We start from the raw sequence: 16,313 nt of genomic DNA on the forward strand, positions 1-16,313 counted from the left end.
ACCTGACCACGCTCAACGTCGTCACGCTTGGTACCACGCAGCAGTGCACCAATGTTCTCACCCGCACGACCTTCGTCGAGCAGCTTGCGGAACATCTCAACACCAGTACAGGTAGTCTTGACGGTGTCTTTCAGACCAACGATCTCAACTTCGTCACCAGTCTTGATAACGCCACGCTCAACACGACCGGTTACTACGGTACCACGGCCAGAGATAGAGAAGACGTCCTCGATCGGCATCAGGAACGGCTGATCGATCGCACGCTCCGGCTCGGGGATGTAGTCATCCAGAGCTTCTACCAGCTTCTTGACAGCGGTAGTGCCCATCTCGTTGTCGTCTTTGCCTTCCAGCGCCATCAGCGCGGAACCGGTGATGATCGGAGTGTCGTCACCCGGGAAGTCGTACTGACTCAGCAGATCACGAACTTCCATCTCGACCAGCTCGAGCAGCTCTTCATCGTCTACCATGTCCGCTTTGTTCAGGAACACAACGATGTAAGGTACACCAACCTGACGGGACAGCAGGATGTGCTCACGAGTCTGCGGCATGGGGCCGTCAGCTGCGGAACAAACCAGGATCGCGCCGTCCATCTGTGCTGCACCAGTGATCATGTTCTTCACATAGTCAGCGTGGCCCGGGCAGTCTACGTGAGCGTAGTGGCGGGTCGGAGAATCGTACTCAACGTGGGAGGTGGCGATGGTGATACCACGCGCACGCTCTTCCGGCGCGTTATCGATCTGATCGAATGCGCTTGCAGTTCCTGTACCCCAGACTTCGTGACATACACGGGTCAGGGCGGCAGTCAAAGTGGTTTTACCATGGTCTACGTGACCAATGGTGCCTACGTTCAAGTGCGGTTTACTACGCTCAAATTTTTCTTTAGACACGGTTACACCTCTTCCTGTTTCTTAAGTCCTGGGGATCAACCCTTTTTAATGATCGCTTCGGCAATGTTCGAAGGCGCCTCTGAATAACCAGAGAACTCCATCGCGTAGGACGCCCGGCCTTGCGTTGCAGAACGCAGGTCGGTGGCGTAACCGAACATTTCCGACAACGGAACCTCTGCACGAATGACCTTACCGGCAGGACCTTCGTCCATACCCTGGATGACACCACGACGACGGTTAAGGTCGCCAACAACGTCACCCATGTAGTCTTCCGGCGTCACAACTTCAACACGCATGATCGGCTCGAGCAGTGCCGGGTTCGCCTCGAGGGCACCCTTCTTCATTGCCATGGAACCGGCGACCTTGAAGGCCATTTCGTTGGAGTCGACGTCGTGATAGGAACCGTCATACAGGGTTGCCTTGATACGCAGCAGCGGATAACCGGCCAGACAGCCGTTCTGCATTTGCTCTTCAATACCCTGTTGAACTGCCGGGATGTATTCCTTGGGAACAACACCACCAACAATCTCATTCACGAAGATAAAGTTTTCGCCATCTTCATCATCCAGCGGCAGCGGCTCAAGCTTGATCTTGACGTGACCGTACTGACCGCGACCACCGGACTGACGAACAAACTTGCCTTCGACGTCTACCGGCTTGCGGATGCACTCACGATAGGCAACCTGCGGCTTACCGATGTTGGCCTCTACCTTGAACTCGCGACGCATACGGTCAACGATGATATCCAGGTGAAGCTCACCCATACCGGAGATGATGGTCTGACCGGATTCCTCGTCGGTACGAACGCGGAACGACGGGTCTTCCTGAGCCAGCTTGCCCAGAGCAACGCCCATCTTTTCCTGGTCGGCCTTGGACTTCGGCTCAACAGCAACGGAAATTACCGGCTCCGGGAACTCCATGCGCTCGAGAATGATCTTGTGGTTCTCGTCACACAGGGTGTCACCGGTGGTCACGCTCTTGAGACCGATAGCGGCAGCAATATCGCCCGCCAGTACTTCTTTGATTTCCTGACGATCCTTGGAGTGCATCTGAACCATCCGGCCGACGCGCTCTTTCTTGCCTTTTACCGAGTTGTAGACGGCATTACCGGACTCAAGCTTGCCTGAGTAAACCCGGAAAAAGGTCAGCGTACCAACGAACGGGTCTGTGGCGATCTTGAACGCCAGAGCGGCGAACGGAGCTTCGTCATCAACCGGACGGGTTTCTTCGGTGCCTTCGTCGTCAACTTCACCACGGATGGCCTTGACTTCGTCCGGCGCCGGGAGAAACTCGATAACAGAATCCAGAACCGCCTGAACACCTTTGTTCTTGAAGGCAGAACCACAGGTCGCAACAACGATTTCATTGGCCAGAGTGCGCTGACGCAGCCCTTGCTTGATCTCGTCATTGGACAGCTCGCCTTCCTCGAGGTACTTCTCCATCAACTCTTCATTGGCTTCCGCCGCAGCTTCCATCATCTGCTCACGGTACATGGCGACCTCGTCGACCATCTCCGCAGGCACATCTTTCTGCTCGTAGGTCGCACCTGAGTCAGCTTCGTTCCAGTAGATCGCCTGGTTACGAATCAGGTCCACAATGCCGGCGAAGTTATCTTCAGAACCGATCGGCAGCTGAATGGGAACGCAATTCGCACCCAGACGCTTCTTGATCTGGTCAACAACGCGCAGGAAGTTGGCACCGGCACGGTCCATCTTGTTGACGAACACCATGCGGGGAACTTCGTACTTGTTAGCCTGACGCCATACGGTTTCGGACTGGGGCTCAACACCGGAGGAACCACAGAACACGACAACCGCACCGTCGAGTACGCGCAGCGAGCGCTCCACTTCGATAGTGAAGTCAACGTGCCCCGGGGTGTCGATGATGTTGATCCGGTGCTCAGGGTACTGCTTGTCCATACCCTGCCAGAATGTCGTAGTCGCAGCAGAGGTGATGGTAATACCACGCTCCTGCTCCTGCTCCATCCAGTCCATGGTAGCTGCACCATCATGAACTTCACCGATCTTGTGGGAGATACCTGTGTAGAACAGGACCCGCTCGGTGGTCGTGGTTTTGCCCGCATCAACGTGCGCACAAATACCAATGTTTCTGTAACGCTTGATAGGAGTCTTGCGTGCCACTGTATAAACCTCGGCTGATTAGAAACGGAAGTGAGAGAACGCCTTGTTGGCTTCTGCCATGCGGTGAACATCTTCACGCTTCTTAACAGCGGAGCCTTTGCTGTCAGCGGCGTCCAGGATTTCACCAGCCAGACGCTGAGCCATGGACTTCTCACCGCGCTTCCGTGAATATTCGACGAGCCAGCGCATTGCCAGCGCGTTCTGACGGGAAGGCCGTACTTCGACAGGCACCTGGTAAGTAGCACCACCCACACGACGGGACTTAACCTCAACCATCGGCTGGATGTTCTCCAGGGCCTTCTCGAACATGTCGATCGGCTCTTCCTTGGATTTCTCGGCAACAATGTCCAGAGCGCCATAAACAATGCGCTCTGCGGTAGACTTCTTGCCACTTTCCATCACGTGGTTGATGAACTTGGCAAGACGTGCACTGCCGAATTTCGGATCCGGGATAATTTCCCGTTTAGCTGCAACTCTTCTTCTAGGCATCGATAAGCCCTTATATATCTAAAAGGTCTTCAGGAACCCCTGAGATAGCAAATGCTACTCAGCCTTACTCTTACCGTTCTGACAAGCAACGATAAAAGACACCCGCTCGGGACATCAGGACTTGGGTCGTTTTGCACCGTACTTGGAGCGGCCCTGCTTACGGTTCTGCACACCCTGGGTGTCCAGCGTTCCGCGAACAGTGTGATAGCGCACACCCGGAAGGTCTTTTACTCGACCGCCACGGATAAGCACAACACTGTGCTCCTGAAGGTTGTGACCTTCACCACCAATGTATGAGGAAACCTCGTAGCCGTTGGTCAGACGAACACGGCACACTTTACGCAGTGCTGAGTTCGGCTTCTTCGGCGTTGTGGTGTACACACGAGTGCACACACCACGGCGCTGAGGGCAGGCCTGGAGAGCAGGAACATCGCTCTTGGCTACCTTGCGCTTACGAGGCTTACGCACCAACTGATTAATCGTTGCCATGTAAGCAAACTCCAAAAAACCATATCAATGAAACTTACCCCCTGTGCAGGGGGTAAAATTTAAGGGACGCAAGTGTAAGCCTGCGCCCCCGGACAGTCAAGATGACTGGTCTCTTTTTGACCACCTCCCGGGTAGGTAACTACCCGGAGGCGGCGCGCCGTCCCAACTCAGCTTTCGCGGTTGAGCTCGGCACTCAGAGCTTCTTCCACGTCGGCCGCGGTTACGCCCTGCTCTTCCAGATCGCGCTTACGACGACGCTCGTTGTGGTATGCCAGACCGGTACCGGCCGGAATCAGTCGACCAACCACAACGTTTTCCTTCAGGCCGCGCAGGTAATCACGCTTACCGGTAACCGCACCTTCGGTGAGTACCCGGGTGGTTTCCTGGAACGAAGCCGCAGAAATGAACGACTCGGTGGCCAAGGAAGCCTTGGTGATACCCAGCAACAGACGCTCGAACCGTGCAGGCTCTTTGTCGGCGGCGTCGGCCTTCTCGTTCTCTTCCAGCACCTGGGTGATTTCCACCTGATCACCGGACAACAGAGTCGTATCACCCGGATCGGTGATTTCGACCTTGCGCAGCATCTGACGGACGATAACCTCGATGTGTTTATCGTTGATGACAACGCCCTGCAGACGGTAAACATCCTGGATTTCGTTGGTGATGTACTTCGCCAGCTCGACCACACCCAGCAGACGCAGAATGTCGTGCGGGTTGGACGGACCATCGGAGATCACCTCGCCCTTCTCAACTGTCTCACCTTCGAAGACGTTGAGCTGGCGGTGCTTCGGAATCAGCACTTCGTAGGCATCGCCATCCTTCGGCGTGATCACCAGGCGCTTCTTGCCTTTGGTTTCCTTGCCGAACGACACCATACCGCTGATTTCGGCCAGAATGGACGACTCCTTCGGACGACGGGCCTCGAACAGGTCGGCAACCCGTGGCAGACCACCGGTGATGTCCCGGGTCTTGGAGCTTTCCTGCGGGATACGTGCTACCACGTCACCCAGCTCGATCCGAGCACCGTTGGCCATGGTCACCAGAGCGTTCGCCGGCAGGAAGAAGATTGCAGTGCCGCCACCTGGCAGCTCCACTTCTTCACCCTTCTCGTCAATCAGCTGGATCGCCGGCCGGATATCCTTACCAGCGGCAGGACGCTCCTTGGAATCGATGACCTCCATGGTGGACAGGCCCGTCAATTCGTCGGTCTGGGTGCGGACAGTGATGCCCTGGTCCATGTTGACGAATTTTGCGGTACCACCGGCTTCGGCGATGATCGGGTGGGTGTGCGGGTCCCACTTGGCGACCACAACGCCCGCTTCAACCGCATCACCGTGCTTGACGGAGAGAACAGCGCCGTAGGGCAACTTGTACCACTCACGCTCACGACCCTGGTCATCGGCGATGGCCAGCGCGGAGGAGCGGGAGATTACTACAAGAGTACCGTCGGCCTTCTCGATCGACTTCATGTTGTGCAGACGGACGGTCCCGCCATGCTTGACCTGAATATTGTCGACCGCGGACGCCCGGCTGGCCGCACCACCAATGTGGAAGGTACGCATGGTCAGCTGGGTGCCCGGCTCACCGATAGACTGCGCAGCGATAACGCCCACAGCTTCACCAACGTTTACCTCGTGGCCACGAGCCAGATCACGGCCGTAGCACTTCGAGCAGATACCGTGGCGGGTTTCACAGGTGATCGCAGAGCGAACCCAGACTTCATCCACACCAGCCCGTTCGAGGGTCTCAACGGCCTTCTCGTCCAGCAGGGTGCCGGCTTCAATAACAGCGTTGTCCTTGTCGGTCGGAGTAAACGCATCACGGGCGGTCACACGACCCAGAACCCGGTCACCCAGCGGTACTACAACGTCGCCACCTTCGATGTGCGGCGTCATCAGCAGACCTTCATCGGTACCACAGTCAGGCTCGGTAACGACCAGATCCTGGGAGACGTCTACCAGACGACGGGTCAGGTAACCTGAGTTCGCGGTCTTCAGAGCGGTATCCGCCAGACCCTTACGAGCACCGTGGGTCGAGATGAAGTACTGCAGTACGTTCAGACCTTCACGGAAGTTCGCGGTGATCGGTGTCTCGATGATAGAGCCATCCGGCTTGGCCATCAGGCCACGCATACCGGCCAGCTGACGGATCTGGGCCGCGGAACCCCGGGCGCCGGAATCGGCCATCATGTAAACCGAGTTGAACGACTCCTGCATCAGGTATTCGCCGTCCTCACCCTTCACCGGCTGTCCGTCGGGCCCGATAACCTGTTCCTTGGCCAGACGTTCCATCATGGCCTTGGAAACCTTGTCGTTGGCACGTGACCAGATATCGATAACCTTGTTGTACTTCTCGCCCTGGGTCAGCAGACCGGACGCATACTGGGTTTCGATATCCTTCACCTCAGCGGATGCGGCATCGACCAGCTCGTACTTCTCCGGCGGAATCTCGAAATCGTTGAAACCGATGGAGATCCCGGACACGGTCGCATAGTGATAACCCATGTACATCAGCTGATCCGCGAAGATGACGGTGTCTTTCAGACCGGCATCACGGTAGCAGGTGTTGATCAGGTTAGAGATTGCCTTCTTGACCATCGGCTTGTTGACCAGCTCGTAGGACAGGCCATCAGGCACGATGTCAAACAGCAGAGCACGACCAACCGTGGTATCAACAATCTTGTATTGCTCGGTACGGGAGCCATCTTCGGCAATCGCCACTTCCTTCACGCGAACCTTGACGATCGCCTGAAGGTCGACCTTGCCAGCGCCGTAGGCACGATGCGCCTCTTTGACGTCGGCAAACACCATACCCTCCCCCAGGGCGCTCTTGCGCTCACGGGTCATGTAGTACAGGCCGAGCACCACGTCCTGGGAAGGCACGATAATCGGCTCGCCGTTGGCCGGCGACAGTACGTTGTTGGTGGACATCATCAGCGCACGGGCTTCGAGCTGGGCTTCCAGGGTCAGCGGTACGTGAACCGCCATCTGGTCGCCGTCAAAGTCGGCGTTGTAGGCCGCACACACCAGCGGATGCAGCTGGATCGCCTTGCCTTCGATCAGAACCGGCTCGAACGCCTGGATACCCAGACGGTGCAGGGTCGGCGCACGGTTCAGCATGATCGGATGCTCACGGATGACTTCGTCCAGGATATCCCAGACCACGCCTTCCTCGCGCTCGACCATCTTCTTGGCGGCCTTGATGGTGGTCGCCAGGCCGCGGTGCTCCAACTTGGAGAAAATAAACGGCTTGAACAATTCCAGTGCCATCTTCTTTGGAAGACCACACTGGTGCAGGCGCAGGTACGGACCGACCACGATCACTGAACGACCGGAGTAGTCCACACGCTTACCAAGCAGGTTCTGACGGAAACGACCCTGCTTACCCTTGATCATGTCAGCCAGGGACTTCAGCGGGCGCTTGTTGGTGCCGGTAATGGCCCGGCCACGGCGTCCGTTGTCCAGCAGCGCGTCAACGGCTTCCTGCAGCATCCGTTTCTCGTTACGCACGATGATATCCGGAGCGTTCAGCTCCAGCAGGCGCTTGAGACGGTTGTTCCGGTTGATCACCCGACGGTAAAGATCGTTCAGATCAGAGGTCGCGAAGCGGCCACCGTCCAGCGGTACCAGCGGGCGCAGATCCGGCGGAAGCACCGGCAGCACGGTCATGACCATGTCGCCTGGCTTATTGCCGGAATACAGGAACGCCTCAAGAATTTTCAGACGCTTGCTGAACTTCTTGATCTTGGTTTCGGAGTTGGTCTGCGGAATCTCCTCACGCAGGGCATCGACCTCTTCCTGCAGGTCAATACCTTCAAGGAGCTCCTTGACCGCTTCGGCACCCATGCGGGCGTCGAACTCGTCACCGAATTCTTCCAGGGCTTCATAGTACTGCTCATCGTTCAGCAGCTGGCCCTTCTCCAGGGTGGTCATCCCCGGATCGATAACAATAAAAGACTCGAAGTACAGGACCCGCTCGATATCGCGCAGGGTCATGTCCAGCATCAAACCGATACGGGACGGCAGTGACTTCAGGAACCAGATGTGCGCGACCGGGCTGGCCAGCTCGATGTGGCCCATCCGCTCACGGCGGACACTGGCCAGCGCAACCTCAACGCCACACTTCTCGCAGATAACACCGCGATGCTTGAGGCGCTTGTATTTACCGCACAGGCACTCGTAGTCCTTGATCGGGCCGAAGATCTTGGCACAGAAAAGACCGTCGCGCTCCGGCTTGAAGGTACGGTAGTTAATGGTCTCAGGCTTCTTCACTTCGCCAAAGGACCAGGAACGGATCATGTCAGGCGACGCCAGGCCAATGCGGATAGCGTCGAATTCCTTGCTTTGGTTCTGGCTCTTGAGAAGATTCAGCAAATCTTTCATCAGTAAAAGCTCCGGATGGCGTTAATCTCGGGCGGGCACTGGTCGTGCCCGCTCACGCTGCCAAAAACAATTCGGCTCACTCGGATTCCAGCTCGATGTCGATACCCAGCGAGCGGATTTCCTTGACAAGAACGTTGAAGGATTCGGGCATGCCCGGCTCCATCCGATGATCGCCATCGACAATGTTCTTGTACATCTTGGTCCGACCGTTCACGTCATCAGACTTGACGGTGAGCATCTCCTGCAGCGTGTAAGCTGCACCGTAGGCCTCGAGAGCCCACACTTCCATCTCACCGAAGCGCTGGCCACCGAACTGCGCCTTACCACCCAGCGGCTGCTGGGTAACCAGGCTGTAAGAGCCGGTGGAACGAGCGTGCATCTTGTCGTCGATCAGGTGGTTCAGCTTCAGGATGTACATGTAGCCAACCGTCACCGGGCGGTCGAACATATCACCAGTACGACCGTCATACAGCATGGTCTGACCGGTGGTGCTCAGTCCCGCAAGCTCAAGCATGCGCTTGACCTCGGCTTCCTTGGCACCGTCGAATACCGGCGTTGCCATGGGTACACCGCCGCGAAGGTTGTGGCACATCTCCAGGATTTCCTTGTCGGACAGGGAATCCAGGTCCACCTTGAACACTTCGTCTGAGTGATTGTAGATCTCATCCAGCAGCTTGCGTAATTCAGCCACCTTGCGCTGCTCGTCCAGCATCTGGCTGATACGCTCACCCAGACCCTTAGCTGCAGCACCCAGGTGAGTCTCAAGCACTTGACCTACGTTCATCCGCGAGGGCACACCCAACGGGTTCAGAACCACGTCAACCGTGTTGCCGTGCTCGTCGTAAGGCATGTCTTCGATCGGCATAACCGAGGAAATAACACCCTTGTTACCATGACGACCGGCCATCTTGTCACCCGGCTGGATACGACGCTTGATAGCCAGGTATACCTTGACGATCTTCAGTACGCCCGGTGCGAGGTCGTCGCCCTGCTGAAGCTTGCCTTTCTTGTCGTCAAAGCGTGCTTCGTGTTCCTTCTTGCGGTCTTCCAGACCCTGCTCGGATTTCTCCAGCAGCTCGTTCAGGCTCTCGTCTTTCATCCGGAGCTTGAACCAGTCAGAACGCGGCAGCTCGGCCAGGTAGCTCTCTTCGAGGGTGGCGCCTTTCTTCAGGCCCGGCCCACTGATCACTTCCTGCCCTTTCAACGCACTATTCAGACGCTCGAAAGTCGCACCTTCAACAATCCGGTATTCGTCCTTCAGGTCCTTGCGATACTGGTCCAACTGCTCTTTCTCGATGGACTGGGCACGCTGATCCTTCTCGATACCGTCGCGGGTAAAGACCTGCACGTCGATAACGGTGCCGCGGGTGCCAGTCGGCACACGGGAAGAGGTGTCCTTCACATCAGACGCCTTCTCACCAAAGATGGCACGCAGCAGCTTCTCTTCCGGTGTCAGCTGGGTTTCACCTTTCGGTGTTACCTTGCCTACCAGAATGTCGCCCGGGCCCACCTCGGCACCGATGTAAACAATCCCGGACTCATCTAACTTAGACAGCGCACTTTCACCAACGTTCGGAATATCCGCGGTAATTTCTTCGCTACCCAGCTTGGTATCCCGAGCCACACAGGTCAGTTCCTGAATGTGGATGGTGGTCAGCCGGTCTTCCTGAACCACTTTCTCGGAGATGAGGATGGAGTCCTCAAAGTTGTAACCGTTCCAGGGCATGAACGCTATGCGCATGTTCTGCCCCAGAGCCAGCTCACCCAGATCCACGGACGGACCGTCGGCCAGCACGTCACCACGGGCGATTACGTCGCCCTGACGCACGATGGAGCGCTGGTTGATACAGGTGTTCTGGTTCGAACGGGTGTATTTGGTCAGGTTGTAGATATCCACACCTGCATCACCCGCTTCGGTTTCCTCATTGTTGACACGAACCACTATACGGGCCGCGTCGACACTCTCAATCACACCGCCACGACGGGCCGTTACACAGACACCGGAGTCCTGTGCCACCGTGCGCTCAACGCCGGTACCTACCAGAGGGACCTGGGAACGCAGGGTCGGAACTGCCTGACGCTGCATGTTCGCACCCATCAGGGCCCGGTTGGCGTCGTCGTGTTCCAGGAACGGAATCAGCGATGCGGCAACCGACACTACCTGGCGCGGTGAAACGTCCATGAAGTTGACGCTTTCCGGCGGAGTAACGGTAAATTCGTTCTGATGCCGGACGGTAACCAGCTCGTCGGTCAGACGCTTGGTCTTTTCGTCCATGGCGGCGCTGGCCTGGGCGATGACGTAGTTGCTCTCCTCGATAGCGGACAGGTAAACCACTTCATCGGTTACCACGCCATTCTCAACCTTCCGGTACGGGCTCTCAAGAAAGCCGTAGGAGTTGGAACGGGCGTAAGTCGCCAGCGAGTTGATCAGACCAATGTTCGGACCTTCCGGCGTCTCGATCGGGCACACACGGCCGTAATGGGTCGGGTGTACGTCACGTACCTCAAAGCCCGCACGCTCACGGGTCAGACCACCTGGGCCCAACGCAGAAATACGACGCTTGTGCGTGACCTCGGACAGCGGGTTGTTCTGGTCCATGAACTGGGACAGCTGGCTGGAGCCAAAGAATTCTTTAACCGCGGCAGCCACCGGCTTGGCGTTGATCAGATCCTGCGGCATCAGGCCTTCGCTTTCAGCAAGACTCAGACGCTCACGAACCGCACGCTCAACCCGCACCAGACCAACACGGAACTGGTTTTCAGCCATTTCGCCAACGCAACGAACACGACGGTTACCCAGGTTATCGATGTCATCGACATTGCCCTGGCCGTTACGGATATCGATCAGGGTCTTGAGAACATCGATGATGTCTTCGTGGGTCAGCGTGCCCTCACCTGTGCTCTCTTCACGGCGCAGGCGACGGTTCAGCTTCATCCGGCCAACCGCAGACAGGTCGTACCGCTCTTCGGAGAAGAACAGGTTATTGAACAGATTTTCAGCCGACTCCTTGGTGGGCGGCTCACCCGGGCGCATCATACGGTAGATCTCAACCAGCGCTTCCAGCGGCGTGCGGGTCGGATCGATGCGCAGGGTATCGGACATGAACGGACCACAGTCCAGATCGTTGGTGTAAAGGGTCTCAATTTCCTTCACGCCAGCGTCCAGGATCTTGGTAACCAGCTCTTCCGTCAGCTCGGAGTTACACTCAACCAGAACTTCACCGGAAGCCTGATCGATCATGTCCTTGGCCAGTACGCGGCCGTAAAGGTACTCCGTTGGCACCTCAAGCTCGTTGATTCCGGCTTTTTCAAGCTGCTTGATGTGACGAGCGGTAATACGGCGGCCTTCCTCGACAATCACGTTACCGTCATTGTCTTTGATATCGAAGGTCGCGATGTCGCCACGCAGACGGCTCGGTACCAGCTCCAGCTTGCACACTTCCGCGCCCAGGCTGAACTTACTGGTTTCGAAGAACATCTCGAGCATCTGCTCAGAGGTGTAGCCCAGGGCACGCAACAGAATGGATGCCGGGAGCTTACGACGACGGTCGATACGAACGAACACGGAGTCCTTCGGATCAAACTCGAAGTCCAGCCAGGAACCACGGTAAGGAATCACCCGGGCAGAATACAATAGCTTGCCTGAGGAGTGGGTCTTGCCCTTGTCGTGATCGAAGAACACACCCGGAGAACGGTGGAGCTGGGAAACAATAACGCGCTCGGTACCGTTGATAACGAAGGTACCGTTCTCGGTCATCAGGGGCATTTCGCCCATGTAGACTTCCTGCTCTTTAATGTCCTTGATCGCCTTGTTGGACGATTCCTTATCGTAAATGATAAGGCGGACCTTCACCCGCAGCGGCGCTGCATAGGTTACGCCCCTAAGCTGGCATTCCTTGACATCAAAAACCGGCTCGCCAATACGGTAACTAACGTATTCGAGCGCGGCATTGCCAGAGTAACTGACAATCGGGAATACGGATTTGAATGCTGCGTGAAGACCGGTTTCCCGGCGGTCTTCAGGAGCGGCTTCCATTTGGAGGAAGTCCCGGAACGAATCCAGCTGAATAGACAGCAAATAGGGGACGTCCATCACGGAAGGCAATTTACTAAAATCTTTGCGAATCCGCTTTTTCTCAGTGTAGGAGTAAGTCATCTGCATTCCCCAGCTTTAGACCTGATACCTGGTATCAAGAAGCAACCATTGTTCTGCTTCGGGGCCGAATTGCTCGGCTTATCGCGCCGTCTTGAACAAGACTCTGGCTGTAGGTTATAGATCTGACATCAACCTGCAATTGCTCACCAGACTCTATAGCATATACAACAGAAAAAGGCCGGTGGCCCAAAGCCACCAGCCTGTCCATGCTTATCGCACGGTTTCGATCAACAGCCGACTCTTACTTGAGCTCAACAGAAGCGCCTGCTTCCTCGAGCTTCTTCTTGGCTTCTTCAGCGTCGTCTTTGCTAGCTGCTTCCTTGATCACGGAAGGAGCGCTGTCGACCATTTCCTTGGCTTCTTTCAGACCCAGGCCGGTCAGTTCACGAACGGCCTTGATTACGTTTACTTTCTTCTCACCAGGACCGGTAAGTACAACGTCAAACTCGGTCTGCTCTTCAGCAGCGGCTTCGCCACCACCAGCAGCAGCCGGAGCAGCAGCAACGGCTGCAGCGGCAGAAACACCGAATTTCTCTTCCATTGCTTCAACCAGCGCAACAACGTCCATTACGCTCATTTCAGCAATTGCGTTCAAAATGTCTTCGTTAGACAGAGCCATGACTTTCTCCCAAAAATATAAAAAATGGTGTTCAACAGAATCAAGCAGCTTCTTGCTTCTGGTCGCGAACTGCCGCTACAGCACGAGTCACTTTCGAAGGAACTTCGTTCAGTGTCCGTGCCAGCTTGGTGATCGGTGCCTGTGTTACAGCAGCCAGCATCGTCAGCGCTTCGTGACGTGTTGGCAGCTTGGCAAGACGGTCGATCTGGTCTGCACCCATCAGCTCTCCGCCGACGGCCAGGCCTTTAATCTCGAACGCTTCTTTCTCTTTGGCAAAATCCTTCAGCAGACGCGCTGCCGCGCCCGGATCTTCCATAGAGAATGCCAGAATGGTAGGACCAACCAGAGCTTCGTCGATACACTCAAACTCGGTACCGCGAATCGCGATCTTCGCCAGGTTGTTACGAACAACCTTCAGACGCACGTTTTCGGCACGAGCTTTGGCACGAAGCGCCGTCATGTCACCAGAGGTAACACCACGGTAGTCAGCCATCACCACAGACAGAGCACCACCGGCAGTCTCGTTGACTTCAGCGACGATCGCTTTCTTGTCTTCGAGTCTAATTGCCACTGGATTTCTCCTCGATTTCGCCGGGTCTTCCCGGCAAACCCACATATACCCCTCGCGGGGCTCCTAACGGTGTTTGGGTTCAGAGAGAACGTCTTCACACCGTCTGCGCAGGCGTTGCTTTAACCCTTGCAGCACTTCCGGTCAGACCGGAAGTGCTTCGGGGGCCTGCGGTCTTTGACAGCCTTGGCTTCCGCCCAGACTACAAAGTAACCACCAATCAAAGGATCAAATAGCGAGACCGCTCTGATCGATAGTCAGGCCAGGACCCATAGTCGAGGAAATGGTGATCTTCTTGAGATACACACCTTTCGCCGACGACGGCTTGGCCTTTTTCAGATCTGCTACCAGAGCTTCAAGGTTTTCCTTGATGTTCTGGGCAGAGAATTCAACGTTACCCAGCGGAGCGTGGATAATGCCGTTCTTGTCGGTGCGGTAACGAACCTGACCGGCCTTGGCGTTTTTGACTGCAGTCTCGACGTCAGGGGTCACAGTACCCACCTTCGGGTTCGGCATCAGGCCACGGGGACCAAGAATCTGGCCCAGCTGACCAACAACACGCATGGCGTCCGGAGTAGCGATAACTACGTCGAAATCCATGTTGCCTTTTTTAACTTCGTCCGCCAGATCGTCCATTCCCACGATGTCTGCACCAGCAGCCGTTGCTTTTTCAGCGTTGGCGCCCTGGGTAAACACAGCAACACGAACGGTCTTGCCAGTGCCGTGAGGCAGAACAGTGCTGCTACGAACAACCTGATCGGATTTACGTGCGTCAACGCCCAGATTGACAGCAACGTCGACAGACTCCTTGAACTTCACGTTCTGGCCCAGTTCAACCAGCAGTGCAACTGCCTCGTCTACAGAGTAGGAACGGGTAGAGTCTACCTTTTCACGAATAAGCTTCTGACGCTTGCTCAGCTTTGCCATGTTACAGGCCCTCCACGTTCAGGCCCATGCTGCGGGCTGTTCCTGCAATGGTACGTACCGCTGCGTCCATGTCGGCTGCAGTCAGATCCGGCTCTTTGGTCTTGGCAATCTCTTCAAGCTGCTCACGGGTCACGGTACCGACCTTGTCAGTGTTCGGACGACCAGAGCCACTCTTGATACCAGCAGCCTTCAACAGAAGAACCGGTGCAGGCGGAGTCTTGGTAATAAAGGTAAAGCTACGATCACTGTAGACGGTGATCACAGTCGGAATCGGCAGACCAGGCTCCATGTCCTGGGTCTGGGCGTTGAACGCCTTACAGAATTCCATGATGTTCACGCCACGCTGACCCAGTGCGGGACCAACGGGGGGACTCGGGTTGGCCTTACCGGCAGCAACCTGAAGCTTGATGTACGCTTCAATCTTCTTTGCCATGATAGCTCTCCTATGGGTTCAAACGCCTTTCGGCTCCCCGGTTTTTACAACTGCTAACAGCAGACACAAAAAGCCCGCGTCGCTTTAGCGCGCGAGCTTTCAGATTTCTCGTTGCCGATCAGTCTTTTTCGACCTGCCCAAACTCCAGCTCTACCGGAGTTGAACGCCCGAAAATAAGAACGGCAACCTTGACCCGACTCTTGTCGTAGTCGACTTCTTCAACCACACCATTGAAGTCCGCAAAGGGACCTTCAACAACGCGAACAATCTCACCCGGCTCGAACAGAGTCTTCGGCTTGGGCTTATCCGCACCACTTTCCACCCGACGCAGGATCGCTTCCGCTTCCTTCTCGGTGATCGGCGCGGGCTTATCCTTGGTACCACCAATAAAGCCAAGGACTCGCGGAGTATTCTTCACAAGGTGCCACGTCGCATCGTCCATTTCCATCTGGACCAGTACGTACCCGGGATAGAACTTGCGCTCACTCTTGCGCTTCTTCCCTTCTCGCATCTCGACGACTTCCTCGGTCGGAACCAGGATTTCGCCGAAACGGTCTTCCATCTCGTGCAGCGCAACGCGCTCCTTGAGAGTGCGCATTACCTGCTTTTCAAAGCCAGAATACGCATGAACGACGTACCAGCGCTTAGCCATTGCCCACTCCTGTTAACCGATAAACCCGGCGACCAGCCAACTGATCAGCGAGTCCATACCCCACAACAACAGAGCCACAACCAGCACAAACACTACAACGATAGCTGTCGTCTGCACGAGCTCAGGCCTGGTGGGCCATACCACTTTCCGGATCTCTACTCTCGCTTCCTTCAACAGCGTCGCGAAACGACGGCCGCGGTCGGTTTGGAGGGCAACAAGCGCCGCCACAATGGCGAGACCTACAAGAGCCAGAACCCGATACAGCAGAGACTCGGCACTAAAATACTGATTCCCCACCACACCGATGGCGATCAGAACAAAAACAACCAGCCACTTCAGGAAATCGAAACGGCTGGCTGACTGAACGGCTTTTGACTCCATAGGAATCAACTTATGTATCCGGATGTTAAAAAATGGCAGGCCAGGAGGGAATCGAACCCCCAACCTGCGGTTTTGGAGACCGCTGCTCTGCCAATTGAGCTACTGGCCTGCACCGAAACAACTCAGCGCACTTACTCTCGAGCCTATTACTCGATGATCTTGGAGACTACGCCGGCACCAACGGTACGG

12 protein-coding genes and 1 tRNA gene are annotated in these 16,313 nt (G+C 56.1%); all 13 read right to left on the reverse strand.

All coding sequences use genetic code 11. The annotated features are described in order from the left end of the window. The coding region (gene tuf, locus A8B84_RS09620) for an elongation factor Tu (protein WP_064228576.1) at positions 1-887 on the reverse strand (887 nt) is incomplete at its 3' end. 35 nt (positions 888-922) lie between these two features. Then, complete coding sequence (gene fusA / locus A8B84_RS09625; protein ID WP_064228577.1) at positions 923-3,028, reverse strand: elongation factor G; 2,106 nt, start codon at positions 3,026-3,028, stop codon at positions 923-925. Positions 3,029-3,046: 18 nt separating this feature from the next. Then, positions 3,047-3,517: a 30S ribosomal protein S7 gene (rpsG, locus tag A8B84_RS09630; RefSeq protein ID WP_008174847.1), complete on the reverse strand. Its 471-nt coding sequence runs from the start codon at positions 3,515-3,517 to the stop codon at positions 3,047-3,049. A gap of 114 nt (positions 3,518-3,631) precedes the next feature. Next, entirely contained in the window at positions 3,632-4,006 is a 375-nt protein-coding gene (gene rpsL, locus A8B84_RS09635; protein WP_008174844.1) for a 30S ribosomal protein S12, read from the reverse strand. Between the two features lie 167 nt (positions 4,007-4,173). Beyond that, the gene (gene rpoC / locus A8B84_RS09640) at positions 4,174-8,388 is read right to left on the reverse strand and encodes a DNA-directed RNA polymerase subunit beta' (RefSeq protein WP_008174840.1); all 4,215 of its coding nucleotides are present in this window, start codon (positions 8,386-8,388) and stop codon (positions 4,174-4,176) included. A gap of 76 nt (positions 8,389-8,464) precedes the next feature. Then, positions 8,465-12,544, reverse strand: coding sequence for a DNA-directed RNA polymerase subunit beta (gene rpoB / locus A8B84_RS09645; RefSeq protein WP_064228583.1), 4,080 nt, complete (start codon positions 12,542-12,544; stop codon positions 8,465-8,467). A gap of 241 nt (positions 12,545-12,785) precedes the next feature. After that, a complete protein-coding gene (gene rplL, locus A8B84_RS09650) occupies positions 12,786-13,163 on the reverse strand; it encodes a 50S ribosomal protein L7/L12 (RefSeq protein ID WP_008174836.1) in 378 nt (125 codons plus the stop codon). Between the two features lie 40 nt (positions 13,164-13,203). Next, positions 13,204-13,734 (reverse strand): 50S ribosomal protein L10, encoded by a 531-nt coding sequence (gene rplJ, locus A8B84_RS09655; RefSeq protein ID WP_064228578.1) that lies wholly within the window; start codon positions 13,732-13,734, stop codon positions 13,204-13,206. A 225-nt stretch (positions 13,735-13,959) separates the two neighbouring features. Continuing rightward, complete coding sequence (rplA, locus tag A8B84_RS09660) at positions 13,960-14,658, reverse strand: 50S ribosomal protein L1 (RefSeq protein ID WP_064228579.1); 699 nt, start codon at positions 14,656-14,658, stop codon at positions 13,960-13,962. A 1-nt stretch (position 14,659) separates the two neighbouring features. Further along, positions 14,660-15,091, reverse strand: a complete 432-nt coding sequence (gene rplK / locus A8B84_RS09665) for a 50S ribosomal protein L11 (protein ID WP_064228580.1) — start codon at positions 15,089-15,091, stop codon at positions 14,660-14,662. A gap of 118 nt (positions 15,092-15,209) precedes the next feature. After that, entirely contained in the window at positions 15,210-15,743 is a 534-nt protein-coding gene (nusG, locus tag A8B84_RS09670; RefSeq protein ID WP_064228581.1) for a transcription termination/antitermination protein NusG, read from the reverse strand. 12 nt (positions 15,744-15,755) lie between these two features. Then, on the reverse strand, positions 15,756-16,124 hold the full coding sequence (gene secE / locus A8B84_RS09675) for a preprotein translocase subunit SecE (protein WP_064228582.1): 369 nt from the start codon (positions 16,122-16,124) through the stop codon (positions 15,756-15,758). Positions 16,125-16,157: 33 nt separating this feature from the next. Further along, positions 16,158-16,233, reverse strand: a tRNA-Trp gene (locus tag A8B84_RS09680). Positions 16,234-16,313: the final 80 nt, after the last annotated feature.

This window comes from Marinobacter sp. EhC06 (assembly GCF_001650915.1).
GTDB lineage: Bacteria > Pseudomonadota > Gammaproteobacteria > Pseudomonadales > Oleiphilaceae > Marinobacter.